This is a genomic window from Mycobacterium sp. SMC-8, assembly GCF_025263565.1.
In the GTDB taxonomy this organism is placed as follows: domain Bacteria; phylum Actinomycetota; class Actinomycetes; order Mycobacteriales; family Mycobacteriaceae; genus Mycobacterium.
Genome location: NZ_CP079865.1, coordinates 3,731,744 through 3,756,825, shown reverse-complemented (window position 1 = coordinate 3,756,825; position 25,082 = coordinate 3,731,744). Strand labels below are relative to the sequence as shown.

Below are 25,082 nucleotides of genomic sequence, written 5' to 3'. Positions count from 1 at the left end.
CGCCAGCATTCCACTTCAGAAAAGAAGGTGACATGACGTCGGCGGCAGCTATCCCCACCGTCACACTCAACGACGACAACACCATGCCGGTGATCGGCCTCGGTGTGGGTGAGTTGTCGGAGGCCGAGGCCGAGCAGTCCGTGCTGGCGGCGTTGGAGGCCGGCTACCGGCTGATCGACACCGCAGCCGCGTACGGCAACGAAGCCGCCGTCGGGCGCGCGGTCGCACAGTCCGGGGTGCCTCGCGAGGAGCTGTTCATCACGACCAAGCTCGCCACCGAGGAACTCGGCTTCCAGTCCTCCCAGGACGCCATCAGGGCGAGCCTGGAGCGTCTGGGTCTGGAGTACGTCGACCTGTATCTGATCCACTGGCCCGCGGGCGAGCAGGGCAAGTACATCGACAGTTGGGGCGGGCTGATGAAGTCCAAAGAGGTCGGCTTGGCTCGTTCGATCGGGGTGAGCAACTTTTCCGCCCACCACCTCGACGACGTCATCGGCCTGTCATTCTTCACCCCGGCGGTCAACCAGATTGAGCTGCACCCGCTGCTCAACCAGGCCGAACTGCGGGCGGTCAACGCCGAGCACGGCATCGTGACCGAGGCCTACGGCCCGCTCGGGGTGGGCCGCCTGCTGAGCAACAGCGTGGTCACCGGCATCGCCGACGCGCACGGCAGGACACCGGCGCAGGTGCTGCTGCGCTGGAGCCTGCAACTCGGCAACGTCGTGATCTCGCGGTCGACCTCGCCGGAGCGCATCACGTCGAACCTCGACGTGTTCGGCTTCGAACTCGACGACGAGCAGATGAACGCCCTCAACGCGCTCGACGAAGGCACCCGGTTCCGCCCGGACCCCGAGACCTACGCCGGCTCCTAACGGGCAACCGTCCAGCGATGGCCGGCTTCGGCGAACCCGAGCGGTAGGGTCTGCCGCATGTGTACGCCGAGAGCGCGTGCCCGAGGGCTTCGCGGAGCCCTGATCGGGCTCTCGTCGGCGACGCTCACATCCGGCGCCCACCTCGCGGCGGGCGGAAGCTTCCCGCGCGGCGGCGCTCTGATACTCGCCGTGCTGCTCTGCGCGACGGTCGGGGCGGTCTCGGCCACTGTCCGTGTCGAGGGACGAGCAGCGAGTTGGGCCGCCACCACGGCCGCCCTGGCCTTCGCCCAGGTTCTGGGGCACGTGGCGCTGACCGTGACAAGCCACCACCACGGCGGTGACGGGCTCGTACCCGGCACGCTGATGACGGCCGTGCATCTCGGCGCGGCGGTCACGCTCGGCGGCGCCATCGCCGCGGCGGAATATCTGTACATCGTCTGCGCCTCGGTGCTGTGCTGGCTGCGGCTCTTCGCCGGCCGCGCCCCCCGCCCTGTTCCGCGCGCCAGGCGCCGGACGACGAAAGTGGTTGTGGCCCGGCCTGTTCTGGCCACCGGGTTGGGGATGCGGGCCCCGCCACGGGGTGTCGCGACCGCCTGACGTTCGCCCTCGCTCTCACCCCATTTCCTTGTGCGCCGCAGCGGTTGCGCTGCGGTCTTCACGTGCCCACCGGTGCCGCGTCGTGCGCACCGGATGGCCGCGTGTGCGCACTGACCCGTAAAGGCCTCACCGATGCCCCTTCCCGAGAACACCCTCGACCCGTCTGATGACCTGTCCCTGCCTCAGGCGATTCCCAAGCGCCGATGGCGGCCGCTGGCCACTCGGCTCCATTTCTACGCAGGGGTGCTGGTGGCGCCGCTTCTCGTGGTCGCCGCCGTCACCGGCGCGTTGTACGCGCTGGCGCCCACCGTCGAAAAGTGGTTCTACCGCGACGTTCTGACCGTCGATTCCGGCGACGTCGCGCTGCCCTTGGACCAACAGATCACCGCTGCGCGCTCGGCGTTCCCCGACCTTGACGCGACCGGGCTGCGGCCGCCGGCCACGGCGACCGAGTCCACCCGCGTCTACTTCGCCGACCCCGGGCTGGCCGAGGACATGCTGCGAGCGGTGTTCGTCGACCCGTACACCGGGCAGGTCCTCGGCGATCTGCCCACGTGGTTCGGATACCTGCCGGTGAGCACGTGGCTCGATGGCCTGCACCGCCATCTCAATCTCGGCGAGCCCGGCCGCATCTACAGCGAGACCGCCGCGTCCTGGCTCTGGGTGATCGCGCTCGGGGGCCTGTTTCTATGGCTGGCCAAGGCCTCGGACGACCGCCGCCGCGGCCGCACCGCACGGATCCTGACCGTGGATCGCGGCGGGCGCGGGCGCTCCCGCACCCTGAACTGGCACGGCGTCACGGGTGTGTGGCTGCTCGCCGGGCTGCTGTTTCTGTCCGCCACCGGGATCACCTGGTCCACCTACGCCGGCGCCCACGTCAGCGACATCCGCACAGCACTGAACTGGCAACGCCCGCAACTGGATTCCACACTGCCGACCACGGATGGGCATTCCGGACACGGCGGGCACCAGGCGGGCGGCCCGGTACCCGCACCGACGCCGATCGACTACGACGCCGCACTCGACGCCGCGGCCGGTGCCGGCGTCCACCTCCCGGTGGAAGTCAGCGTGCCCGCCGACCACGGACAGGGCATCACCGTGACCGAGATCGACAAGCCGTACCGGTTGACCACCAACTCCGCCGTGGTCGACCCCGGCAGCAACGCGGTCACCGCGCGCATCGACTACTGGCGCGACTACGCGCTGGTCGCGAAGCTCGCCGACTGGGGCATCCGCGCGCACATGGGCATGTTGTTCGGACTGCTCAACCGGTTGCTGTTGCTGGGCGTCGCGGTGGGTCTGCTTACCGTGATCGTCCGCGGCTACCGGATGTGGTGGCAGCGCAGGCCTACGCGCGGCTCCGCCTGGGCCGTTGGCCGGCCTCCGCTGCGCGCAGGGCTACGGTCGCTCCCCCTACCCGCGATGTGCGCAGTCATCGTGACCGCCGTGGCCGTCGGGTGGTTCCTACCGACGCTCGGACTCACCCTGGCCGCGTTCATCGCGGTTGACACCGTCATCGGCACTGCCAAACGCCGTAAGGCGGAACACCATGTTTGACAGACGACTCGGTATCACCCTGGCGGCACTGGCGATCTCGGTGCCGACCGCCTGCACGTCGACGAGCCATGACACAGATGCGACGATGGCTTCGCGAGTCAGCGTCGAGGACCAGTGGGCACGTGCGGCGGACACCGGCATGACGGCGGTGTTCGGAACGTTCACCAACACCGGCGGCGCAGAAGTGCACATCGTCGGCGCGGAATCGCCCTCGGCCGCGCGGGTGGAGATCCACGAGATCGCCCGCAGCGGCGACGGCGCCAACACCATGCGGCCCAAGGCAGGCGGGATCACGATCGCGCCGGGCCGCAGTCATGAACTGGCGCCCGGCGGCGACCACTTGATGCTGATGGACCTCGCCGGCCCGCTGCGCCCGGGCACCGACGTGGAGGTCACCGTCGCGTTCGGCGACGGCTCCACCCTGCCCGTCACCGCACAGGTCCGCGACTTCGCCGGGGCCGACGAGGAGTACTCCTCCGGTGACCACCAACACGGTCATGGCTGACCGGCGGCATCCCCTGGTCAGCAGGCGTCGCCTGCTGACCGGGGGTGCCGCACTGGCCGGTGCGGCATCCCTGACCGGGTGCACCCCCGTAGAATCATCAAGTTCGCCAACAGGATTCGGCACTGAGACGATTCCGTTTCACGGTCCGCACCAGGCGGGAGTCGGCACGGATCCCCAGGCCCACGCCCTGTTCGTGGCGTTGGACCTCGTTCCCACCCACGGGCGTGACCTTCGCGAGACGCTCGCCGCGGTCCTCAAGCTGTGGAGCGCGGACGCCGCACGCCTGACCCAGGGGCGCCCCGCACTGGCGGACACCGAACCGGAACTGGCCCACCGACCCGCCCGACTGACGGTCACCGTCGGTGTCGGTCCGCAGGTTTTCGGCAAGAGCGGTCTGGCGCATCGGCTCCCGAGTTCGGTCGCCGAGCTGCCGCGGTTCAGCACCGACCGCCTCGAACCGCGGTGGTGTGGCGGGGACGTTGCGCTCCAGATCTGCGCCGACGACCCACTCGTCGTCGCGCACACCGCACGAGTGTTGTTGAAGAACGTCCGCACCATGACGACCCAGCGCTGGCGTCAGAGCGGCTTCCGTACGGCCCGGGGCGCCGACTCGTCGGGCGCCACCATGCGCAATCTGATGGGGCAGGTCGACGGCACCGTGAATCCGAGGGAGAGCGCCGATCTGGACCGTCTGGTGTGGGACGACGGCTCCGGCCAGCCGTGGTTCGCCGGCGGGACGGTGCTGGCGCTTCGCCGCATCCGTATCGAATTGGACACATGGGACGAACTCGACCGGGCCAGCAAGGAGTTGACGGTGGGCCGGCGGCTCGCCACCGGAGCGCCGCTGACCGGCTCTCACGAGAGCGACGAGCCCGATCTGGATGCCACGGAGAACGGCATCCCGGTCATTGCCCCCAATTCTCATGTGGCGTTGGCCCGACACCGATCCGACGGTGAGCAGTTCCTACGCCGGGCCTACAACTACGACGACCCTCCGTTGACCGGCACCACCGACGCCGGGCTGATCTTCGCGGCCTACCAACGCGATCCGGCACGCCAGTTCGTGCCCGTCCAGCAGAGGCTGGCCGAAGCCGATGCGCTCAACCCGTGGATCACCACGATCGGGTCGGCGGTGTTCGCGATCCTGCCCGGCGCCGCCGAGGACGGCTACCTGGGCCAGGGTCTGCTGGAATGAGCTGCGCGCGAGCGCCGTCCTGTTCAGATGGCCCCTTGCATACCGGTGGCTGCGGATATCGCCGGCGGCGGTTTCTCGCCTCGTTCAACCGCGCGGGCAGGTCTCTGCCGCCTCCCGCAGCACCGGCGCCGACGGCGCATCCACCGGCAGCCCATATCCCCGCAGCACCGCGATGAATTGGATCGCGTACTGACAGTGGAACGCACCGTTGGCCGGCATCCACACCGCCGGCGGCTTGTCGCCCTTGTCCTGATTCGCCTCACCGGACACGGCCAGCAGGTTGGCCGGATCATTGGCGAACCGCTCCCTCAGCTCGTCGGTCCAGTGCCGCGCACCGAGATCCCATGCCAGCGCCAGCGGCACGATGTGGTCGATCTGCACCGAGGCGCCCACCTGGTTGCCGCGGACGAAGGCCACCGTCGCGTTGGTGTACGGGTCGCGCAGCGTCCCCGTCGCGACGGCGGTGGGGCAGCGAGAGATCGCCACGTAGGTCTTGTCGACGAGGTCACGGTCCAGGATGTCGTTTCGCGTGTCGCACCCGTTGCGCCCGCCCGGGGCGCTGGTGTCGTCGGTCCAAGACTCGCCGAAAGCCGACCGGCGGTAGTCATTTCCGCGCACCCGGGCGGGAACGATCGGAATGCCTTCCAGCACATCGGCACCGGGGGCGACGGTCGGGATGTCCGCCACAGCGATGTGGGACGACGGCGACTGCGCAACGACGCTGACCTGGTAGGCGACGATGACGGCGAGCAGCACCGAGACGGCGAGCCACAGCGTCTGCTTACGGCTCACGACATGTCCAGGAACTGGACCCGATCGGTGTCGGTGAACGGCGCCGACAGCGTCGCCATGCCCCGGTCGTGCGGATCAGTGTCGTAGACGGTCTCGCACAGTTCCCGGGCGGCCAGGATGATCTCGAGGTGTTGGGCCAGCGACAGGAACCGCAACGTGATGGGCCGGCCGGACTGGAAGTACCCCAGCACGTCGCCCTCGCTGCGCTCCCGCAGGTCGAGATCGGCCAGGGCGAACCCGTCCAGGGTGCTCGCCACCGCCGTCAAGCGTTGTCCGGCTTTGGAATGCTGGGGCAGCCTGGTGACGAGCAGGCAGAGGCTGGGATGCTCACCGCGGCCGATGCGGCCACGCAACTGGTGCAGCTGGCTGATGCCGAAGCGGTCGGCGTCCATCACCACCATCATCGTGGCGTTGGGCACGTCGACACCGACCTCGATCACCGTCGTGCACACCAGCACGTCGATCTCACCGGCCCGGAACGCGGCCATCACCGCTTCCTTCTCATCGCCCGACAGGCGTCCGTGCATCAGGCCCAGGCGCAGGTGCTTCAGCGGGCCGCGCTGCAGCCGCTCGAACATCTCCACCACCGTGACCGGCGGCGGGCCCTGCTCGTTGCTCTGGTTCTTGGCCCTGGTGTGGGGGTCCTTCTTCCCGGCAGCCGTCTTCGGGTCGCCCCTCCCATTGCCGTCGGATTCGCCGTCGGATTTGTCGTCCTCGTCGATCCGCGAGGCGACGACGTAGGCCTGACGGCCGGCCGCGACCTCCTCGGCGATGCGGGCCCACGCGCGGTCTAACCAGGCCGGTTTCTGGGTCTGGAAGATCGTGTTGGTGCTGATGGGTTGGCGTCCGCGGGGCAGCTCGCGCAGGGTGGAGGTTTCCAGGTCGCCGTAGTAGGTGAGCGCGACGGTCCTCGGGATCGGCGTGGCGGTCATCACCAGCAGGTGCGGTGTGATGCCGACACGGGACTTGGCGCGCAACCGGTCTCGTTGCTCCACGCCGAACCGGTGCTGTTCGTCGACCACGACCATGCCCAGGTTGTCGAACTCCACGGCGTCCTGCAGAAGCGCGTGTGTGCCGATGACGATGCCGGCCGCACCGGAGGTGATCTCCCGGCGGGCATCGCGTTTCTGTTGGGCGGACATCGATCCCGTCAGCAGTGCGACCCGGGTGGCGTTGTCGGCCGCGCCGAGCTCTCCGGCCCCCGCCAGCGGTCCCAGCATCGACCGGATCGACAGAGCATGTTGGGCGGCAAGGACTTCGGTGGGCGCCAGCAGCGCGCATTGGTAGCCGGCGTCGACCATCTGGAGCATCGCCAGCAGCGACACCACGGTTTTGCCGGAACCCACCTCGCCCTGCAGCATGCGGTTCATCGGCCGGGCGCCGCCGAGTTCGGCCGAGATGACGTCGAGGACCTCGAGCTGGCCCGCGGTGAGAGCGAACGGCAGCCGCGCCGACATCGCCGCCATGAGGCCGTCGTCGCGCCGTCGTGCCGGCGGCCCTGATGCGCTGAGCTCGCCGTGCCGTCGCACCACCAGACCCCATTGCAGACCGACCGCTTCGTCGAAGGTCAGCCGCTCGATCGCGCGGGCGCGCTCCTGGGCGTCGTCGCTGCGGTGCACCGCGCGCAACGCGTCGTCCTCGGACATCAGATCGTGTTCGCGCACAAACCAATCCGGCAAGGTTTCGGGGACGGGATCGAGCACGGCCAGCATCTGGCGCACGCACGCGTAGATTTCCCAGGTCTGCACCTTGGCGGTGGCCCCGTAGATCGGGAAGAAATTCTTCTCGAACTCGGCCAGCAGCTCGTCGTCGCTGGCGTCGGTGGTGGCGGCGATCGACGTCAACGATTTGGTGCCGATCTTCTTGCCGGACGCCGAGTTCAGCACCATGAACGCCGGATGGGTCAACTGCATGGTGCCGCGGTAATAGCCGACCTCACCGGAGAGCATCACCTTGGCGCCTTCGACCAGAGTGTTCTTCAGGTACTTGGGGTTGAAGAAGGTGGCCGTCACCTTGGGCCGCCGGTCGCGCAGCGTGACGACGAGGAACTCGCGCGACGGCGGGCGTTGAGCCCGCTTCAGCTCGGCCTTCTCGATCACGTCGACGAAGGTGACGTGCTCGCCTTCGGAGAGGTCGAGCTCCTCGCCTTCGCCTCGGACGGTCATCGCGTCGCTGTACTTGCGCGGGAAGTAGCGCAGCAGATCGTTGACGGTGCGCAGCCCGAGGTGCTCTTCGAGCGACGCTGCGGCCTTCTTGCCGAGCACGAAATCCAGGCTGTCGTCGAGTTTGGCCATCTCACTCCACTCCGATCAGCACCGCGTCGACGCGGTGGCCGGTGTGGAAGGCCGCCATCTCGGTCCCCGGATGGTGGCGGTGGACGTGCCGGATCAGCGCGTCGGCGATCTCGGGATCCACACCGTCACCGGTCAGCACGGTCACCAGCTCACCTCCGGAGGCGAGCAGCAGGTCGATCAATCCCGCCGCCGCCGCCGTGAGGTCGTCGCCGACGATGACCACCTCGTCGCCGACGATGCCCAGACCGTCTCCGGGCTTGCAGGCGCCGGCCCACGTCAATGCCTCTTCGGCGGCGACGCGCACCGCGCCGTACCGAGCCGCCGCCGCGGCCCTGGCCATGGTGTAGCCGTCGTCGACGACGCGGCGCTCGGGGTCGTGGACGGCCAGGGCCGCCAGGCCCTGCACCATGGACCCGGTCGGCACCGGCACCATGTCGATCCCCCAGTCGGAGGCGACCGCGCATCCGGCGACGATCTCCTCGGCGGCGACGTACCCGTTGGGCAGCACCATCACCTGGGCGGCTCCGGTGTTGACCAGGGCATGCAGCAACCGTTGAGCGCTGACCGGCTCATCGGGGCGTGGCCGCAGCACCTCGGCGCCCTCTCCGGTGAACAGGCTTTCGGCGCCGTCCCCGTCGGCGACGGCCAGCACGGCGCGCTGCCGGCTCCAGCTGCCGGCGGCCGGCCGGTCCGCACCACCGCGCAGCGACGTGATCTGGATCCGGCTCAGGGTGCCCACCGCCAGACCCGCCTCGACCGCGGCCCCCGCATCGTCGGCGTGGACGTGGACCGAGAAGTGCCCGGGGCGGGCATCGCCGCCGAATCCCGAGGCCGCGATCGCGATCGAGTCGCCCAGTTCGTCGAGTCGGGCCCGTAATTTCTCGACGCCCTCGACCTGGCATCCGCTGAGCAGGTACATCACCTCGAAACCGGGACCGGTGTGCGCTGCCGGTGCCGGCGGTGGGGTTTTCGAGGGTGCATAGACGGTCCGGCGCGGCGCCTGTCCGGTCAGCGTCGCGCACAGTGCGTCGAGCAGGACCACCAGGCCGCGGCCCCCGGCGTCGACGACCCCGGCGTCGGCCAGCACGTCGAGCTGGGAGGGGGTGCGATCCAGCGCGGCTCCGGCGGCGTGGGCGCACACGGTCACCACCTCAGGCAGGTCCGCATCCGCCAGGACCGAGTCCTCGGCCGCCTCGGCCGCGTCGTGCAGGACCGAGACGATGGTTCCCGGCACGGCTTCGCCCATCGATGCGACGACGAGCGTCAGCGCGTGCCGCAGCGAAGCGCTCAGCAGCGCACCGCTGATGTCGGTGAGCACGCCTTGCCGATCTTCAGCGGCGGACGCGGTGACCTCGGCGAGGGCCCGCAGGATCTGGGACAGGATCACCCCGGAGTTGCCGCGGGCGCCGCGCAGCGCCCCGTCGGCCAGCGCCGCGGCGACTTCCGCGACGTCCGCGCCGGCGTCGCAGGCGTCCGCCTGCGCCCACGCCGCACGCATCGTGAACAGCATGTTCGTCCCGGTATCCGAGTCGGCGACCGGGAACACGTTCAACCGGTTGATCTCGTCGGTGTGGCTGACCAGGTCCGCGACGGCAGCATGCGCCCAGCGCCGTAGGGCGGACGCATCGAGGCGCCGAACCGACATCCCACCTCCACACTGCTTCCGACGTCGGCGTCAGCCTAGCCAGTGGCGGGGACAGCGCCGAAGCGTGCAGGATGGCCTGTGCACAGCGCGGGCCCGGGTTTTGGTGTTCTCTGCGACGGCCGGTATCCTGATCAGGTTGTCGGGTCGCGCCGCCTCTGAGGTGGCCGGAGGAATCCAGACCCCGACCCAAGAACCCTTAAGTACTAATTCGAGGAGTTTCAACATGGCTGCCGTGTGCGAGATCTGCGGGAAGGGCCCCGGCTTCGGCAAGTCGGTGTCGCACTCCCATCGCCGGACCAGCCGTCGGTGGAACCCGAACATCCAGTCGGTGCGCGCGGTGTCGGGCCCGGGCGGGAACAAGCACCGCGTCAATGTGTGCACGTCCTGCCTGAAGGCCGGCAAGGTTTCGCGCGGCTGATACTCGACCCGGCGAGGCATTCGACGGGTGACGAAGCGCGGTCGGCGTGATACGCCGACCGCTGTTCGTTTATGCGCGTACTCGCTGACCCCGCGCGCCGCCCGCTAGTGTCCTGAGTCATTAATTGCGATCTAGTTGTTAGACTGGGTTGTGCCGACACCTCATGCCGCGAAGATTGTCTTGACCACTGACGAGCGGGCCGAGTTGGAGGGGTGGGCGCGGCGACGATCCAGTGCCGCGGGTCTGGCGATGCGGGCTCGAATTGTGTTGGCAGCCGCCGACGGTGGCTCCAACACCGAACTCGCCGATCGGCTGGAACTGTCGATCGGCACGGTGCGGCGATGGCGCAACCGGTTCGTCGAATTACGTCTAGACGGGTTGGTTGACGAGCCTCGCCCGGGTCGTCCGCGGGTCGTCGGCGACGACCAGATCGAAGCGTTGATCACCAAGACGCTGGAGACCACCCCGCCGGATGCCACTCATTGGTCGACCCGCTCGATGGCCGCTCATTTGGGGTTGAGTCAGTCGATGGTGTCGCGGGTCTGGCGAGCGTTCGGACTGGCTCCCCACAAGCAGGACTCATGGAAGCTATCGAAGGATCCGCTGTTCGTGGCCAAAGTCCGCGATGTCGTCGGCCTGTACCTGGACCCGCCGGAGCGGGCGCTGGTGCTCTGCGTGGATGAGAAGACGCAGATCCAGGCCCTTAATCGCACCCAGCCCGTGTTTCCGATGCTGCCCGGAACCCCGGCGCGAGCCAGCCACGACTACGTCCGCCACGGCACCTCCAGCTTGTACGCCGCCCTCGACCTGACCACCGGCAAGGTCATCGGCGCGCTGCACTCCCGGCACCGGGCCACCGAGTTCCTGGCCTTCCTCAAGAAGATCGATGCCGAAGTTCCCGACGATCTCGATGTGCATCTGGTCCTCGACAATGCCTCCACACACAAGACGCCTGCGGTGAAGCGTTGGCTGGCAAGCCATCCCAGATTCGTCCTGCACTTCACCCCGACCAGCTCCTCGTGGCTCAATCTCGTCGAGCGCTGGTTTGCCGAGCTGACCACCAAGAAACTGCGCCGCTCCACTCACACCTCGGTGCGGCAACTCAACGCCGATATCCGTGCCTGGATCGACACCTGGAACGACAACCCCAAGCCTTACGTCTGGACTAAGACCGCCGACCAGATCCTGGCAAGCATCGCCAACTACTGCAACCGAATTAATGACTCAGGACACTAGGGCAAACGCCAGTCGATCGACTCGGCACCCATCTGGGTGAGCAGGTCGTTGGCGCGGCTGAACGGTTTTGACCCGAAGAATCCGCGCGACGCCGAGAGCGGCGACGGATGCGGGGATTCGATGACTGCGGTGTCGCCCAGCATGGGGCGCAGTGTCGAGGCGTCCCTGCCCCACAGCACGGCCACCAGAGGCTGCTCGCGGGCAACCAGCGCGCGGATCGCGCATTCGGTGACCGCCTCCCAGCCCTTACCCCGATGTGAGGCGGGGGTGCCGGGCCGCACCGTCAGCACCCTGTTGAGCAGCATCACGCCCTGTTCGCACCAGGGCGTCAGATCCCCGCAGACGGGCGCCGGGTGGCCGAGATCCGCCCGGTACTCCTTGAAGATGTTGTCGAGACTGCGCGGCAGCGGCTTCACGTCGGGCGCGACCGAGAAACTCAGGCCGACGGCGTGGCCGGGTGTCGGGTACGGATCCTGACCGACGATCAGCACCCGGACCTTGTCCAGCGGAAACGTGAACGCACGCAGTACGTTCTCCCCGGAGGGCAGGTACCGGTGTCCGGCGGCGAGTTCGGCGCGCAGGAACTCCCCCATCTGTGCCACCTGGGATTCGACCGGCGCCAGCGCCGCGGCCCACCCGTCGTCGATCAGTTCCCGCAGAGGACGTGCTGTCACGAGAGGCCAACTTAGCGGGCCTCAGAACGACTGCCAGCCCCGGTCTCCCTGCCACGGTGCGCCGTCGACGGTGACACCGGCGGCAGCGGGCGGAACCGCCACGCTGCCGATGACGCGCCAGCCCGGCGGCGGTTCGGCGCGGAACGTGGCCACCAGTGCGTGGTCCTCTCCCCCGCCGAGCACCCACTGCAGCGCATCGGCGCCGGCCTCGGCCGCCGCCTCGGCGACTGCCTCGATGTCGGGACGCAGACCTTCGCTGGAGAGATCGATGTGCACGTTCGACGCGAACGCGATGTGCCCGAGGTCGGCAAGCAGTCCGTCGGAGACGTCGGTCATCGAGGTCGCGCCCGCCCGGGACGCGATCCGGCCCTGCCCGTAGGGCGGCTCGGGAACGAGATGGCGGCGACGCAGCGCCGCATGCCCTTCGATTCCCTTGTGCCACAATGCGTATCCCGCATGGGAGCGACCGAGTTCACCGGTTATGGCCACGATGTCCCCGGGTCGGGCACCGTCGCGACGCACCGGCTCCCGACCGTCGAGGTCGCCCAGCGCGGCGACCGACACCACCCACTGCGGTGCCGAGACGGTGTCTCCGCCGACGATGCTCGCGCCGATCGACTCGGCCTCGTGCCACATCCCGTCGGCCAGTTCCACCGCGCTCGCGGTGCGGGTGTGCCCGGGCGCCCCGAATCCGATGACGAACGCGGTGGTCCGCCCGCCCATGGCTTCGATGTCAGCGGCGTTCTGCGCGATGGCTTTTCGCCCGACGTCGTGCGGGGTGGACCAGTCCAGCCGGAAATGCCGGTTCTCGATGAGCATGTCGGTGCATACGACGGTCCGGCCGTCCGACGCGATGACGACGGCCGCGTCGTCACCGGGGCCGAGCGCGACGAACGGGGGCTGGCGACGGCCGGCGACCAGTCTGTCGATCACGGCGAATTCGCCCGACTGCGACAGCGTGTCGTCGGCGCCCTCGTCCGCCATCGCCCGATCCTCCCGCCGTCCTGAACGCTCGACGCACCTGCGGTACGTTTGGTCCCTGCGGCGTGGAGTCTATGCAGCCAATGAAGGGATTTCGCCAGTGGTCGAGGCTTTCGTTCTCATCCAGACCGAGGTCGGCCGCGCCGAAGTCATCGCCAAACAGCTCGCGGGGCTGACCGGTGTGTCGTCGTCGGAGTACGTGACCGGCCCCTATGACGTGGTGGTGCGGGTGACCGCGGGGTCTCTCGACGAGCTGAAGACGACGATCGTGCCTGGTGTGCAGCAGGTTGCCGGGATCACCCGCACCCTGACCTGTCCTATCGCAAGGGGGGCGCACCCCTAGAGTTTGACGTGTGAACAGCCCGACCACAGACGGTCCGCCGCGGTGGGCGCTGCTCGCCGCGCTGATCATCGCCGTCGGCAGTGTGGTCGCCGTGATCGGCACGATCGCGGTCAGGCAACGCGTGCCGGCGCCTCAGCCGGTGGCGATCGCGGCGCTGCCCGCCCCCCAGGCCGAGAGCCCGCAATGCGCGGGGTTGGTCGCTGCGTTGCCCGACGCGCTCGGCGACTACCGGCGCGCCGAGGTCGTGGAACCCGCGCCCCCCGGCACGGCCGCGTGGCAGCGGGAGCACGGTGGTGAAGCGCTGATCCTGCGGTGCGGACTGGAGCGGCCCGCCGAGTTCGTATCCGGGACTCCCGTGCAGGTGGTGGACGGGGTGCAGTGGTTCCGGGTGGGCGAAGCGGGGGCGGGAAATGACCGGGTGGGCGAAGCGGGGGCGGGAAATGACCGGTTGGGCGAAGCGGGGGCGGGAGATTCGCGCAGCACCTGGTTCGTCGTGGACCGGCCCGTGTACGTGGCGCTGACGTTGCCGGCGGATTCCGGCCCGACACCGATCCAGGTGCTCTCGCAAGCGATCACCGACACTCTTGCGCCCCGCCCGCCGGATCCTGGGCCCGTTGGCGCGCCGCCGCGCTAGCCGCTACCGCAGACCGGTGCCGCGGGCGAGCGCCGTGTCGACCATGGTCGCCAGCAGGGTCGGGTAATCGACGCCGCTGGCCGCCCACATCCGCGGATACATCGAGATCGTGGTGAATCCGGGCATCGTGTTGATCTCGTTGATGACGGGCCCGTTATCGGTGAGGAAGAAGTCCACCCGGGCCAGACCCTGGCAGTCGATCGCCTGGAAGGCGCGGATCGACAGTTGCCGCACCACGTCGGCGACGTCGTCGTCGACTTTGGCGGGCACGTCGAGTTCGGCGGCGTCGTCGAGGTACTTGGTCTCGAAGTCGTAGAAGCCGTCTTCCCTGCCGCGCACGCCGGCCACCCGGATCTCACCCACCGTGCTGGCCGCGAGCCGCCCGTCCGGGAATTCGAGCACACCGCATTCGAGTTCGCGTCCCGGGATGGCGGCCTCGACGATGACCTTCGGGTCGTGACGTCGGGCCAGCTCGACCGAGGCGTCCAGGTCGTCCCAGGACACGACGCGGCTGACACCGATCGACGACCCTCCGCGGGAGGGTTTGACGAACACCGGTAAACCGAGCCGCTCCCGGTCATCGAGCGACACGGTGGCGGCACCGCGGCGCAGCACCACATGGTCGCCGACCGGCAGTCCGGCGGCGGTGAGCAGCTTCTTGGTGAACTCCTTGTCCATGCCGGCCGCACTGGCGAACACCCCGGCGCCGACGTACGGCACCCCGGCGAGTTCCAGCAGTCCCTGAATCGTGCCGTCCTCGCCGTAGGGGCCGTGCAGCACCGGGAACACGACGTCGACGGAGGCCAGCAGCTCACCGGCGTGGTCGCCGAGGGACACCAGCTGGCCGCGCCGACCGGGGTCGGCGGCCAGGGCAAGCTCGATGCCAGACGAGGGGCTGACGCCCGGCAGGGTGCCGTCGGTGATCGCCAGCGCCTCGGGCCGGCCGTCGGTGAGCACCCACGATCCTTCGGGCGTGATGCCGACGGCGACCACCTCGAACCGCTGCGGGTCGAGGTTGCGCAGGATGCTGCCTGCGGATACACACGAGATCGCGTGTTCGGAGCTACGTCCGCCGTAGACGACGGCGACTCGGATGCGGGCAGTCACAACCTAGAGAGGCTACCGGCCCGCCCGTGTCACGCCGCCCCGAGTGCCTGCCGGACGTCGTCGACGATGTCGTCGGTGTCCTCGATCCCCAGCGAGATCCGGGCGAACCCGCCGGAGACGGGGTCCCCCCAGCGGGCCCGTCGGTCGACCGAGGTGTGGATTCCGCCGAAGCTCGTGGACGCCACCAGCAACGCGCTTCGCCGCACGAGATCGTGCACCGCGTCGGCGTCGGCCAACTCCACCGCCACGATGCCGCCGAACCGCCGCATCTGAGCGGACGCGATCGCGTGTGACGGATCCTCGGGTAGGCCGGGATAGCGCACAGATCGCACCGCCGGGTGGGAACGCAGCATCAGCGCCAACGCCGCGGCGTTCTGGCACTGTCTCTCGAACCGCAATCCGGCACTGCCCAGGCTGCGTAGCACCAGCCAGGCTTCGAAGGCACCGAGGATGGGCCCGGCGAGAAGTCGTTCGCGCTCGATGCGTTCCATCAGTTCGGGGTGGCTTCCCGCCACGTAGCCGGCGAGGACATCGTGATGGCCGGCCAGCGCCTTGGTGGCGCTGGCGACCACCAGGTCGGCGCCGAGCGACAACGGTTGCTGTCCGAGCGGAGTGGCGGTGGTGTTGTCGACGACGAGCACCGTCCGCTGCGACCGGCACGTCATGGCCAGCCGGTGCAGTTCCACCACGTCGAGTCCGGGGTTCGACGGGGTCTCGGCCAGCACCACGTCCGCGTCACGGGCTGCGTCGCACATCTGGTCGCACCGCGCTTCGACGACGGTGACGCCGCGCGGCGCGAGGTACTCCTTGGCGTAGGCACGCACCTGGTAATACCCGTCCGCCGGCACCACCAGCGTGTGGCCCGGCTCGGCCAGGATCCGCAGCACCGCGGTCAGCGCGGCCATTCCCGAACCGAAAGTCAGTGCGCGCGCAGCCCCTTCGAGCTGGGCCAGCGCGGACTCCAGTTGCCGCCACGTCGGGTTGGACTTGCGGCCATAGCTGTCAAGGGCTTCGTCCTCGTCCGCGCCGAGGTGATAGGCCGCCACCGGCACCAGCGGCTGCGCCACTGGCTCGCCCGGAATACCCTGGGCGACAACGGATTTGACGCTGCGTGTGGAGTCTCCGTAGGTGCCGGTCATCGGCGCTCACTCCGGCTTGGGGGTGCGACCGAGGAGCAGCGAGACCGCATCGTCGACCGACAATCCCCGGTGGCACACCCGGTGCACCGCCTCGGTGAGCGGCATCTCGACGTCGTAGCTCGAGGCCAACGCCAGCACTGACTGGCACGACGTCACCCCCTCGGCCACGTGGCCTCCGGTCGCCTCCCGGGCGGCCTCGATGGTGCCACCCTTGCCCAGATGTTCCCCGAACGAGCGGTTCCGGGACTGCGGTGAGGTGCAGGTGGCCACCAGATCTCCGATCCCCGCGAGGCCGGCCAGGGTGGCGGGCTTGGCTCCCAACGCAATTCCCAGACGCATGATCTCGGCCAGCCCACGCGTGATGATGGCCGCTGCGGTGTTCTCGCCGAGCCCCACACCGGCGGCCATTCCGCAGGCCAGCGCGATGACGTTCTTGCATGCGCCGCCGATCTCGGCGCCGATGACATCGGAGTTGGTGTACGGCCGGAAGTACCCGGTGGCCAGCGCCCGCTGCAGTGCGACCGCCCGGCCGGAGTCGCTGCAGGCGACGACCGTGGCCGCCGGCTGCTCCTCGGCGATCTCGCGGGCCAGATTCGGCCCGCTGACGACGGCGACCCTTCCCGGGTCGGCGCCGGTCACCGAGATGATGACCTGACTCATCCGCATCAGCGTGTCCAGTTCGATGCCTTTGGCCAGATTCACCAACGTGGTGTCGGCGCCGAGGTACCCCTTCCACAGTTCGAGATTGGCCCGCAGGGTCTGTGACGGAACCGCCAGAAACACCGTGCACGGTGCACCGAGCGCTTCGGCCGGATCACTGGTGGCGCGAATCGATGGGGGCAGCGCGACATCCAGGTAGCCGGCGTTACGGTGGGTCCGGTTGATCTCGTCGGCCAACTCCGCCCGGCGGGCCCACAACGTGACGTTGTTGCCGGCATCGGCCAACACCTTGGCCAGGGCTGTTCCCCAGGCCCCGGCCCCCATTACCGCTGCTTCCACCACGGCTTCAGACTAACCGGGAATAACCGACTGGCAGGATGGCGCTCGTGAGCGGCATGAACATCAACCGCGCCGACATCGGCCTGGTGATCGCGGTCAAGCGGCTCACTGCTGCCAAGACACGGCTGGCTCCGGTGTTTTCGGCCGCGGCCCGCGAGGACGTCGTGCTGGCGATGCTCGTCGACACCATCACCGCTGCCATGGCCGTCCCAGCCCTGCGCTCGGTGCTGGTCGTGACCCCCGACCGCGATGCCGCCGAGGCCGCCCGCAGGACCGGCGCCCGCGTGCTCACCGACCCGACACCGGAGGGCCATCGGGACCCACTGAACAACGCGTTGAACGCGGCCGAGGCAGTGGCCCGCCGGCAGAGCGCGAATATCGTTGCTTTACAGGGTGATCTGCCCTGTCTGCAGACCATCGAACTGGCCGAGGCGATCGCCGCGGCGCGGGCGCATCCGCGCAGTTTCGTCGCCGACCGGCACGGCACCGGAACCTCGGCTCTGTTCGCGTTCGGAGTCGCGCTTAAACCGCGGTTCGGACCCGACTCCGCGCGGCGTCATCGCCGTTCCGGTGCCGTCGAGCTGGCCGGGCCCTGGCCGGGGCTGCGCTCGGACATCGACACCCCTGAGGACCTGCTCGCCGCCCGTGACCACGGCGTCGGCCCGGCCACCGCGCAGGCGATCGGACGCGTCGTGAATCCGTGACCCATCTCGGTGGCAGGAGCACCCGGGTATAGGGAATCATCGACAGATATGACCGAAGCCCAGACCAGGCCCGACCAGGCGGAGCCCTCCGGGCTCTCCGAGACGTCCGAGACGGTCGCCCCGCCGCCGGTCGCCGCACCCACGGATTCGGCACCCGTGGCGCCGCCCGCGGCGACGTCACCCACCGTCGAGAACCCACTGCCTGATGACCGCTACCTGAACCGGGAATTGAGTTGGCTGGACTTCAACGCCCGTGTGCTCGCGCTCGCGGCCGACCCGTCGTTGCCGCTGTTGGAACGCGCCAAGTTCCTGGCGATCTTCGCGTCCAATCTCGACGAGTTCTACATGGTGCGGGTGGCTGGGCTGAAGCGCCGCGACGAGATGGGACTGTCGGTGCGTTCTGCCGATGGGCTCTCGCCGCGTGAACAGCTGCGCCGCATCAGCGAACGGACCCAGCAGATCGCCAGCCGGCACGCGCGAGTGTTCCTCGACTCGGTACGGCCGGCACTGGCCGAAGAGGGCATCGTCATCGTCACCTGGGCCGAACTCGACGAGGCCGAGCGGGGCAGACTCTCCACCTATTTCCACGAGCAGGTCTTCCCGGTGCTCACTCCGCTGGCGGTCGATCCTGCCCACCCGTTCCCGTTCGTGAGCGGGTTGAGCCTGAACCTCGCCATCACCGTCAAGCACCCCGACGACGGCGGCCAGCATTTCGCGCGAATCAAAGTGCCCGACAACGTGGACCGCTTCGTCGAACTCGCCGGCAGGGAAGACACCCCCGGCACGGTGCGGTTCCTGCCGATGGAGGAACTGATCGCGGCGTTCCTTCCGGTGTTGTTTCCGGGCCTGGAAGTGGTGGAGCACCATGCGTTCCGCATCACCCGAAATGCCGATTTCGAGGTGGAGGAAGACCGCGACGAAGACCTGTTGCAGGCGCTCGAACGCGAGTTGGCCCGGCGGCGCTTCGGATCTCCGGTACGCCTTGAGGTCTCCGACGACATGACCGAGAGCATGCTGGAACTGCTGCTGCGTGAACTCGATGTCGCGCCCGGGGACGTGGTCGAGGTGCCCGGGCTTCTGGATCTCTCGTCGCTGTGGCAGATCTACAAGGTGGACCGGCCGGCGCTCAAGGATCCGCCGTTCGTGCCGGCCACGCCGTCGGCGTTCGGCGAGCGCGAGACCCCCAAGAGCATCTTCGCCGCGCTGCGTGACGGCGACGTCCTGGTGCATCACCCCTACGACTCGTTCTCGACCACCGTGCAGCGCTTCATCGAACAAGCTGCCGCAGACCCCAATGTGCTTGCCATCAAACAGACCCTCTACCGCACCTCAGGTGATTCGCCGATCGTCAACGCGCTGATCGACGCCGCCGAGGCCGGCAAGCAGGTGGTGGCATTGGTTGAGATCAAGGCCCGGTTCGACGAACAGGCCAACATCAAGTGGGCGCGCGCACTCGAACAAGCCGGTGTGCATGTGGTCTACGGGCTCATCGGATTGAAGACACACTGCAAGACGTGCCTGGTGGTGCGCCGGGAGGGATCGACCATCCGCCGCTACTGCCATGTCGGCACCGGCAATTACAACCCGAAGACGGCGCGCCTCTACGAGGACATCGGCCTGCTGACGGCCGCACCCGACATCGGCGCCGACCTGACCGACCTGTTCAATTCACTGACGGGTTACTCACGCAAGGAGTCCTACCGCAACCTGCTGGTGGCGCCGTACGGTGTGCGCAAGGGCATCATCGAGCGCATCGAACGGGAGATCGCTGCCACCCGGGACGGAGCCGACGGCCGGATTCGCTTGAAGGCAAATGCTTTGGTCGACGAGCAGGTCATCGACGCGCTGTACCGCGCGTCGCAGGCCGGGGTGCGCGTCGAGGTCGTGGTCCGCGGAATCTGCGCGCTGCGCCCGGGTGTACCCGGCTTCTCGGAGAACATCACGGTGCGGTCGATCCTCGGCCGGTTCCTCGAACATTCACGGATCATTCATTTCCGCGCCATCGACGAATACTGGATCGGGAGCGCCGACATGATGCACCGTAATCTCGACCGGCGGGTGGAAGTCATGGCGCAGGTCAAAGATCCACGTTTGACCGCACAACTGAACGACATCTTTGAATCTGCGGTCGACCCGAGTACGCGGTGCTGGGAACTCGGTCCCGACGGGAATTGGACCGCGTCGCCACAGGAAGGGCACACCGTGCGGGACCATCAGCGATCGCTGATGGAGCGACATCGGCACCCGTGACCGCTCTTCCCATTCGCGAATGACACGCAGGAGTTGAGGTGCCGAAGGAGCACAAGCGGGATGCCGTCGTGGTGAAGAAGTCACCGATCCTGGCAGCCGGCGCAGTACTGTGGCGTCCCCAGGAGTGCACGGACACACCGGAGATCGCGGTGGTGCACCGACCCCGCTACGACGACTGGTCACTGCCTAAAGGCAAGGTCGACCCGGACGAAACCGAGCCGGTCACCGCGGTGCGTGAGATCGAGGAGGAGACGGGTTACCGCGCCCGCCTCGGGCGGCGGCTGCCCACCGTCACCTATCCGGTCGACAACGCCACGAAGAAGGTGCGGTACTGGGCCGCGCGCTGCCTGGGCGGCGAATTCGCCCCGAACGCCGAAGTCGACGAACTGCGGTGGCTCTCCGCCGAGGACGCGATGTCCACGCTGAGCTACCCGCACGACCGCAAGGTTCTCCGCCACTTCCTCAAACATCCCGCCGACACCCAGACGGTGCTCATCGTTCGGCACGGCACCGCCGGTGACAAGAAACGCTACCGCGGCGACGACCGAAAGCGCCCATTGGACAAGCATGGCCGCGCCCAGGCCGAGGCACTGGTCACACAGTTGCTGGCGTTCGGAGCCGAAGAACTGTTCGCCGCCGACCGGGTGCGCTGCCGGCAGACGCTCGAGCCGTTGGCCGAAGAACTCGGCACGGTGATCCACGTCGAGCCGATGCTCACCGAAGAGGCGTACGCGGAGGACCGCAAGGCCGCCCGGCACCGCGTTCTCGAAATCGCCGAGAAGTCGGTCACACCGGTGATCTGCACCCAGGGGAAGGTGATTCCCGACCTCATCGCCTGGTGGTGCGAGCGCGACGGGGTACGGCCGGACAAGTCCCGCAACCGCAAGGGCAGCACGTGGGTGATGTCCCTGCATGAGGGCCGGCTCATCGCCGCCGACCACATCGGCAGCCCACTACCCCCGAAAAAGTGATGCCGCAATTGAATACAACTTCGTCGTAACGGCGACACGAAATACGCCGCGGATCATCAGATCCGCGGCGTATCCGTGAGAACGTGTTACTTGCGTCCGCGCTTGGCCGGAGCCTTCTTGGCGGGCGCCTTCTTCGCGGCGGTGGCCTTCTTGGCCGGAGCCTTGGTCGCGGCCTTCTTGGCCGGAGCCTTCTTGGCGGGCGCCTTCTTCGCGGCGGTGGCCTTCTTGGCCGGAGCCTTGGTCGCGGCCTTCTTGGCCGGAGCCTTCTTGGCCGGAGCCGCCTTCTTCGCGGCGGTGGCCTTCTTGGCGGGAGCCTTGGTCGCGGCCTTCTTGGCCGGAGCCTTCTTGGCCGGAGCCGCCTTCTTGGCAGCGGCCTTCTTGGCCGGAGCCTTCTTGGCTGCCTTGCGCGCGGTGCTCGTCGCGGTCACGCCGCGCTTGACCGCCGGCCCTTCGGCCGGAAGCTTCTGTGCGCCAGAGACAACAGCCTTGAACTGAGCGCCGGGACGGAACGCCGGAACTGAGGTGGGCTTCACCTTTACGGTCTCGCCGGTACGCGGATTGCGCGCCACGCGGGCGGCGCGACGCCGCTGCTCGAAAACACCGAAGCCGGTGATGGTGACGCTCTCACCCTTGTGCACGGCGCGCACGATGGTGTCGACAACGTTCTCCACCGCCGCAGTCGCTTGCCGACGATCCGAGCCCAACTTCTCCGTGAGTACGTCGATGAGCTCTGCTTTGTTCATGCAAAACCTCCGAAACCAGTGGCCCTCTCTGGGCCGACTAGTGGACACGGTAAACCCATTGCCTGCTGATTTCCAAGAGCCACGCGCAATTTCAGGCGTGCACAGCGAACTTTTTTCAATCCGCTTGGCTCCCTTACCGTCCTATCGGAGCCCGCGAAAAGAGGGTTTCAGGCGCGGGATTTCGGCCTTTCGGCCGCCCGATCACGCCGGAAGTGTGGAGGGTTTCCACTCCGGCCTGCGTCGCTCAAAATTCTCGATTTCGTCGAGTTTGCGCAGCGTAAGGCCTATATCGTCGAGTCCCTCGAGTAGCCGCCAAGCGGTGTAATCGTCAATGTTGAACGGCACCATCATGGTTGCGGCGGTGATGGTCCGATCTTGAAGATTGACAGTGATTTCCGTCCCGGGATGCTGCTCTATGAGCTTCCACAACAATTCGACGTCATCCTGCGCCACTTCCGCCGCCAGTAGACCGGCCTTGCCGGCGTTGCCCCGGAAAATATCGGCGAATCGGGATGAGATGACTACCCGGAATCCGAAGTCCATCAGCGCCCAGACCGCATGTTCGCGTGACGACCCGGTGCCGAAATCCGGTCCGGCGACCAGAACCGAGCCCCTGTCGAACGGCGGTGAATTCAAGACGAAGGACGGGTCGGTGCGCCAGGCCGCGAAAAGACCGTCCTCGAATCCCGTTCGGGTCACCCGCTTCAAATAGACCGCGGGGATGATCTGGTCGGTGTCGACGTTCGAGCGGCGCAGCGGAACGCCGATCCCGGTGTGGGTGCGGAAAGCTTCCATGACAGTCTCCTGAGGTCTCAGTGGGCCGAATCGGCGGCCAGGTCGGCGGGGGAAGACAGCGTGCCGCGCACCGCGGTCGCGGCGGCCACCGCGGGCGAGACGAGATGCGTTCGTCCGCCCTTGCCCTGCCGCCCCTCGAAATTCCGGTTCGAGGTCGATGCGCATCGCTCCCCCGGGGCGAGTTGATCCGGGTTCATCCCGAGGCACATCGAGCATCCCGCCTGGCGCCATTCGGCCCCTGCGGCAGTGAAGATCTCACCCAGGCCCTCGGCTTCGGCCTGGGCGCGCACCCGCATCGAACCGGGAACGACCAGCATCCGGACGTCGTCGGCCACCTTCCGGCCGCGCAGCACGTCGGCGACCACGCGCAGATCCTCGATCCGGCCGTTCGTGCACGATCCGACGAACACCGTGTCGACCGGGATTTCACGCAGCGGAGTACCCGGACGAAGGTCCATGTAAGCCAACGCCTTTTCGGCGGCCAGGCGCTCCCCCTCGTCGAAGATCATCTCGGGGTCTGGGACCGATCCGCTCAGTGGGACACCCTGGCCGGGATTGGTGCCCCACGTCACGAAGGGGCTCAGCGTCGAGGCGTCGATGTAGATCTCGGTGTCGAACTGGGCGCCCTCGTCGGTGCGCAGCTGGCTCCACGCCTCGACCGCGGCGTCCCACTGAGCCCCCGCAGGAGCATGCGGACGGCCACGCAGGAATTCGAACGTCTTCTCGTCGGGGGCGATCATGCCCGCCCTGGCGCCCGCCTCGATGCTCATGTTGCAGACCGTCATCCGGCCTTCCATGGACAGCGATTCGATGGCGCTGCCCCGGTATTCGATCACGTGACCCTGACCGCCGCCGGTGCCGATCTTTGCGATGACGGCGAGGATGATGTCCTTGGCGCTGACTCCGGGCGGGAGTTCGCCGTCGACATTGACCGCCATGGTCTTGAACGGCCGCAGCGGAAGCGTCTGGGTGGCAAGCACATGTTCGACCTCAGAGGTTCCGATCCCCATCGCCAGAGCGCCGAACGCACCGTGCGTCGAGGTGTGGCTGTCACCACAGACCACGGTCATGCCCGGCTGGGTCAGACCCAACTGCGGCCCGATGATGTGCACGATGCCCTGCTCGACATCTCCCATCGGGTGGAGTCTGATGCCGAAATCCGCACAGTTCCGCCGGAGAGTCTCGACCTGGGTGCGTGAGACCGGGTCGGCGATCGGCTTGTCGATGTCGACGGTCGGCACGTTGTGGTCCTCGGTGGCGATCGTTAGATCGGGCCGGCGCACCGGGCGTCCGGCCAGCCGCAAGCCGTCGAAGGCCTGCGGGCTGGTGACCTCGTGGAGGATATGCAGATCGATGTAGATGAGGTCCGGCTGACGCGCGGCACCCTCACCGGTGCCCGGAACGACGACGTGATCGCTCCACACCTTCTCGGCGAGCGTGCGGGGCTGGTTCGCGATGGCCATCTTGACTGTCTCACAATCTGGGAAGCTAGTATCTCCTTGTGAGACAGAATAGCGGTATCGGCGTGCTGGACAAAGCGGTCACCGTGCTTCACGCGGTAGCCGAGTCCCCCTGCGGTCTCGCCGATCTCTGCGAGCGCACCGACCTACCGCGGGCGACTGCGCACCGGCTCGCCGTCGGATTGGAAACCCACCGGCTCCTCGCACGCGACGGCGACGGACAATGGCGTCTCGGTCCGGCACTGACCGAACTCGCCGGGCATGTCAACGATCCGCTGCTGACCGCCGGTGCTGTGGTGCTGCCCCGGCTGCGCGAATTGACCGGGGAGAGTGTGCAGCTCTACCGGCGGGAGGGTACCGCCCGCATCTGTATCGCGGCCCTGGAGCCGCCCGCCGGTCTACGTGACACCGTTCCCGTCGGCACCCGACTGCCCATGACGGCGGGTTCGGGAGCCAAGGTGCTGCTCGCCTTCGCAGATGCGGCCACCCAGCAGGCGGTGCTGCCGTCGGCCATGTTCACCGACCGGACCCTGGCCGAGGTGCGCAAGCGGGGCTGGGCCCAGAGCGCCGCCGAACGCGAGCCCGGTGTGGCCAGCGTCTCGGCTCCGGTGCGCGACGGCCGGGGTGCGGTCATCGCCGCCGTCTCGGTCTCCGGGCCCATCGACCGGATGGGCCGCCGGCCCGGGGCGCGCTGGGCGGCCGATCTGGTCGCCGCGGCCGATGCGCTGACCCGGCGGCTGTAGCGAGCGCCCGGCGCCCGGGCTACGGAGACACCACCGCCCGGTCGACATTGCGTGGTCTCACGCGGTCCCGGGCGAGTGCTGGGCGAGTACGCAACGAAAAACTCCGGCGCCCTCGGATGAGGAACCGGAGTGTTGCTTTGTACCCCCGATGGGATTCGAACCCACGCTACCGCCGTGAGAGGGCGGCGTCCTAGGCCGCTAGACGACGGGGGCTAGAACTGGTGCCGGTTGGAAAGCATAGCTCAGGTGAGAATGCAGACCTAATCAGTGGCGTTGGCTGGGGTACCAGGACTCGAACCTAGAATGGCTGAACCAGAATCAGCTGTGTTGCCAATTACACCATACCCCATTGGCTGCTTGTAACCGCTGGTCACAAGCCCCTTTTCGGCCCGGCGTGCGTCGGTGTCACCTTCGCGCGCCTTTCACGG

General features: G+C 68.1%; 24 protein-coding genes and 2 tRNA genes. 13 read left to right on the top strand and 13 right to left on the bottom strand.

All coding sequences use genetic code 11. The annotated features are described in order from the left end of the window. Window positions 1-32: 32 nt before the first annotated feature. The 5 genes from KXD97_RS18140 to KXD97_RS18120 all read left to right on the top strand — a co-directional run bounded on the left by KXD97_RS18140 (window position 33) and on the right by KXD97_RS18120 (window position 4,726). A complete protein-coding gene (locus KXD97_RS18140) occupies window positions 33-872 on the top strand; it encodes an aldo/keto reductase (protein WP_260751424.1) in 840 nt (279 codons plus the stop codon). Window positions 873-929: 57 nt separating this feature from the next. Beyond that, window positions 930-1,469: a hypothetical protein gene (locus KXD97_RS18135; RefSeq protein ID WP_260751422.1), complete on the top strand. Its 540-nt coding sequence runs from the start codon at window positions 930-932 to the stop codon at window positions 1,467-1,469. Window positions 1,470-1,601: 132 nt separating this feature from the next. Continuing rightward, a complete protein-coding gene (locus tag KXD97_RS18130) occupies window positions 1,602-3,026 on the top strand; it encodes a PepSY domain-containing protein (RefSeq protein WP_260751421.1) in 1,425 nt (474 codons plus the stop codon). Further along, a complete protein-coding gene (locus tag KXD97_RS18125) occupies window positions 3,019-3,531 on the top strand; it encodes a copper chaperone PCu(A)C (RefSeq protein WP_260751420.1) in 513 nt (170 codons plus the stop codon). The genes KXD97_RS18130 and KXD97_RS18125 overlap by 8 nt, the downstream gene beginning before the upstream one ends. Beyond that, window positions 3,524-4,726, top strand: coding sequence for a Dyp-type peroxidase (locus KXD97_RS18120; RefSeq protein ID WP_260758033.1), 1,203 nt, complete (start codon window positions 3,524-3,526; stop codon window positions 4,724-4,726). Before KXD97_RS18125 ends, KXD97_RS18120 begins: the two co-directional genes overlap by 8 nt. Before the next feature lie 84 nt (window positions 4,727-4,810). Here the strand turns inward: KXD97_RS18120 and KXD97_RS18115 are convergent, their stop codons facing one another. From KXD97_RS18115 to KXD97_RS18105, 3 genes are read right to left on the bottom strand one after another with little or no spacing between them, the layout of a single operon-like run. Continuing rightward, window positions 4,811-5,518, bottom strand: a complete 708-nt coding sequence (locus KXD97_RS18115; protein ID WP_260751419.1) for an HNH endonuclease family protein — start codon at window positions 5,516-5,518, stop codon at window positions 4,811-4,813. Further along, window positions 5,515-7,812, bottom strand: a complete 2,298-nt coding sequence (gene recG / locus KXD97_RS18110) for an ATP-dependent DNA helicase RecG (protein ID WP_260751417.1) — start codon at window positions 7,810-7,812, stop codon at window positions 5,515-5,517. The genes KXD97_RS18115 and recG overlap by 4 nt, the downstream gene beginning before the upstream one ends. Before the next feature lies 1 nt (window position 7,813). Further along, on the bottom strand, window positions 7,814-9,457 hold the full coding sequence (locus KXD97_RS18105; RefSeq protein ID WP_260751416.1) for a DAK2 domain-containing protein: 1,644 nt from the start codon (window positions 9,455-9,457) through the stop codon (window positions 7,814-7,816). A 223-nt stretch (window positions 9,458-9,680) separates the two neighbouring features. On the opposite strand from KXD97_RS18105, the gene rpmB reads away from it, so the two are divergent. After that, entirely contained in the window at window positions 9,681-9,875 is a 195-nt protein-coding gene (gene rpmB / locus KXD97_RS18100) for a 50S ribosomal protein L28 (protein ID WP_104864700.1), read from the top strand. Between the two features lie 150 nt (window positions 9,876-10,025). After that, window positions 10,026-11,111 carry an IS630 family transposase gene (locus tag KXD97_RS18095; protein ID WP_260751415.1) on the top strand — a complete coding sequence of 362 codons (1,086 nt, stop codon included), beginning with the start codon at window positions 10,026-10,028 and terminating at the stop codon, window positions 11,109-11,111. Here KXD97_RS18095 and KXD97_RS18090 read toward each other — a convergent pair. Both KXD97_RS18090 and KXD97_RS18085 read right to left on the bottom strand, forming a co-directional pair. Further along, complete coding sequence (locus tag KXD97_RS18090) at window positions 11,108-11,785, bottom strand: uracil-DNA glycosylase (RefSeq protein WP_260751413.1); 678 nt, start codon at window positions 11,783-11,785, stop codon at window positions 11,108-11,110. The genes KXD97_RS18095 and KXD97_RS18090 overlap by 4 nt on opposite strands. A gap of 21 nt (window positions 11,786-11,806) precedes the next feature. Further along, a complete protein-coding gene (locus KXD97_RS18085) occupies window positions 11,807-12,769 on the bottom strand; it encodes a thiamine-phosphate kinase (RefSeq protein WP_260751411.1) in 963 nt (320 codons plus the stop codon). Between the two features lie 97 nt (window positions 12,770-12,866). Between KXD97_RS18085 and KXD97_RS18080 the strand changes: the two genes are divergently transcribed. Continuing rightward, window positions 12,867-13,109, top strand: a complete 243-nt coding sequence (locus KXD97_RS18080; RefSeq protein WP_260751409.1) for an Lrp/AsnC family transcriptional regulator — start codon at window positions 12,867-12,869, stop codon at window positions 13,107-13,109. 10 nt (window positions 13,110-13,119) lie between these two features. Further along, window positions 13,120-13,743, top strand: coding sequence for a DUF3515 domain-containing protein (locus tag KXD97_RS18075; protein ID WP_260751408.1), 624 nt, complete (start codon window positions 13,120-13,122; stop codon window positions 13,741-13,743). A gap of 3 nt (window positions 13,744-13,746) precedes the next feature. On the opposite strand, the gene KXD97_RS18070 is transcribed toward KXD97_RS18075, so the two are convergent. The 3 genes from KXD97_RS18070 to KXD97_RS18060 are packed head-to-tail and all read right to left on the bottom strand — an operon-like array spanning window position 13,747 to window position 16,973. Continuing rightward, the gene (locus KXD97_RS18070) at window positions 13,747-14,850 is read right to left on the bottom strand and encodes a D-alanine--D-alanine ligase family protein (protein ID WP_260751406.1); all 1,104 of its coding nucleotides are present in this window, start codon (window positions 14,848-14,850) and stop codon (window positions 13,747-13,749) included. A gap of 29 nt (window positions 14,851-14,879) precedes the next feature. Further along, a complete protein-coding gene (locus tag KXD97_RS18065) occupies window positions 14,880-15,989 on the bottom strand; it encodes a cystathionine gamma-lyase (RefSeq protein WP_260751405.1) in 1,110 nt (369 codons plus the stop codon). Between the two features lie 6 nt (window positions 15,990-15,995). Beyond that, a complete protein-coding gene (locus KXD97_RS18060) occupies window positions 15,996-16,973 on the bottom strand; it encodes an NAD(P)H-dependent glycerol-3-phosphate dehydrogenase (RefSeq protein ID WP_260751404.1) in 978 nt (325 codons plus the stop codon). A gap of 53 nt (window positions 16,974-17,026) precedes the next feature. Here KXD97_RS18060 and cofC point away from each other — a divergent pair, with 53 nt between their 5' ends. Genes cofC through KXD97_RS18045 form a run of 3 tightly spaced genes read left to right on the top strand, consistent with a single transcriptional unit; the run spans window position 17,027 to window position 20,913 of the window. Continuing rightward, window positions 17,027-17,692: a 2-phospho-L-lactate guanylyltransferase gene (cofC, locus tag KXD97_RS18055; protein WP_260751403.1), complete on the top strand. Its 666-nt coding sequence runs from the start codon at window positions 17,027-17,029 to the stop codon at window positions 17,690-17,692. Window positions 17,693-17,740: 48 nt separating this feature from the next. After that, window positions 17,741-19,942 carry an RNA degradosome polyphosphate kinase gene (locus KXD97_RS18050; RefSeq protein ID WP_260751402.1) on the top strand — a complete coding sequence of 734 codons (2,202 nt, stop codon included), beginning with the start codon at window positions 17,741-17,743 and terminating at the stop codon, window positions 19,940-19,942. Between the two features lie 38 nt (window positions 19,943-19,980). Further along, window positions 19,981-20,913, top strand: coding sequence for an NUDIX hydrolase (locus KXD97_RS18045; RefSeq protein WP_313901306.1), 933 nt, complete (start codon window positions 19,981-19,983; stop codon window positions 20,911-20,913). A gap of 86 nt (window positions 20,914-20,999) precedes the next feature. Here KXD97_RS18045 and KXD97_RS18040 read toward each other — a convergent pair whose 3' ends face one another. The 3 genes from KXD97_RS18040 to leuC form a co-directional block, all read right to left on the bottom strand. After that, complete coding sequence (locus tag KXD97_RS18040; protein WP_260751401.1) at window positions 21,000-21,656, bottom strand: HU family DNA-binding protein; 657 nt, start codon at window positions 21,654-21,656, stop codon at window positions 21,000-21,002. Between the two features lie 201 nt (window positions 21,657-21,857). Continuing rightward, on the bottom strand, window positions 21,858-22,451 hold the full coding sequence (gene leuD, locus KXD97_RS18035; RefSeq protein WP_260751400.1) for a 3-isopropylmalate dehydratase small subunit: 594 nt from the start codon (window positions 22,449-22,451) through the stop codon (window positions 21,858-21,860). A gap of 17 nt (window positions 22,452-22,468) precedes the next feature. Then, complete coding sequence (gene leuC / locus KXD97_RS18030; RefSeq protein ID WP_260751399.1) at window positions 22,469-23,914, bottom strand: 3-isopropylmalate dehydratase large subunit; 1,446 nt, start codon at window positions 23,912-23,914, stop codon at window positions 22,469-22,471. Window positions 23,915-23,952: 38 nt separating this feature from the next. On the opposite strand from leuC, the gene KXD97_RS18025 reads away from it, so the two are divergent. Further along, window positions 23,953-24,654, top strand: a complete 702-nt coding sequence (locus KXD97_RS18025; RefSeq protein ID WP_260751398.1) for an IclR family transcriptional regulator — start codon at window positions 23,953-23,955, stop codon at window positions 24,652-24,654. 140 nt (window positions 24,655-24,794) lie between these two features. Here KXD97_RS18025 and KXD97_RS18020 read toward each other — a convergent pair. Further along, a tRNA-Glu gene (locus KXD97_RS18020) sits at window positions 24,795-24,867 on the bottom strand. Window positions 24,868-24,928: 61 nt separating this feature from the next. After that, window positions 24,929-25,003, bottom strand: a tRNA-Gln gene (locus KXD97_RS18015). Window positions 25,004-25,082: the final 79 nt, after the last annotated feature.

Excerpts from the sequence above, each read along its gene's own strand:
- KXD97_RS18065 (WP_260751405.1), bottom strand. The coding sequence starts at position 15,989 with ATGACCGGCACCTACGGAGACTCCACACGCAGCGTCAAATCCGTTGTC.
- leuD (WP_260751400.1), bottom strand. The coding sequence starts at position 22,451 with ATGGAAGCTTTCCGCACCCACACCGGGATCGGCGTTCCGCTGCGCCGC.
- KXD97_RS18085 (WP_260751411.1), bottom strand. The coding sequence starts at position 12,769 with ATGGCGGACGAGGGCGCCGACGACACGCTGTCGCAGTCGGGCGAATTC.
- rpmB (WP_104864700.1), top strand. The coding sequence starts at position 9,681 with ATGGCTGCCGTGTGCGAGATCTGCGGGAAGGGCCCCGGCTTCGGCAAG.
- KXD97_RS18105 (WP_260751416.1), bottom strand. The coding sequence starts at position 9,457 with ATGTCGGTTCGGCGCCTCGATGCGTCCGCCCTACGGCGCTGGGCGCAT.
- KXD97_RS18060 (WP_260751404.1), bottom strand. The coding sequence starts at position 16,973 with ATGGGGGCCGGGGCCTGGGGAACAGCCCTGGCCAAGGTGTTGGCCGAT.
- KXD97_RS18050 (WP_260751402.1), top strand. The coding sequence starts at position 17,741 with ATGACCGAAGCCCAGACCAGGCCCGACCAGGCGGAGCCCTCCGGGCTC.
- KXD97_RS18140 (WP_260751424.1), top strand. The coding sequence starts at position 33 with ATGACGTCGGCGGCAGCTATCCCCACCGTCACACTCAACGACGACAAC.
- KXD97_RS18120 (WP_260758033.1), top strand. The coding sequence starts at position 3,524 with ATGGCTGACCGGCGGCATCCCCTGGTCAGCAGGCGTCGCCTGCTGACC.
- KXD97_RS18130 (WP_260751421.1), top strand. The coding sequence starts at position 1,602 with ATGCCCCTTCCCGAGAACACCCTCGACCCGTCTGATGACCTGTCCCTG.
- KXD97_RS18125 (WP_260751420.1), top strand. The coding sequence starts at position 3,019 with ATGTTTGACAGACGACTCGGTATCACCCTGGCGGCACTGGCGATCTCG.
- leuC (WP_260751399.1), bottom strand. The coding sequence starts at position 23,914 with ATGGCCATCGCGAACCAGCCCCGCACGCTCGCCGAGAAGGTGTGGAGC.
- cofC (WP_260751403.1), top strand. The coding sequence starts at position 17,027 with ATGGCGCTCGTGAGCGGCATGAACATCAACCGCGCCGACATCGGCCTG.
- recG (WP_260751417.1), bottom strand. The coding sequence starts at position 7,812 with ATGGCCAAACTCGACGACAGCCTGGATTTCGTGCTCGGCAAGAAGGCC.
- KXD97_RS18040 (WP_260751401.1), bottom strand. The coding sequence starts at position 21,656 with ATGAACAAAGCAGAGCTCATCGACGTACTCACGGAGAAGTTGGGCTCG.
- KXD97_RS18135 (WP_260751422.1), top strand. The coding sequence starts at position 930 with ATGTGTACGCCGAGAGCGCGTGCCCGAGGGCTTCGCGGAGCCCTGATC.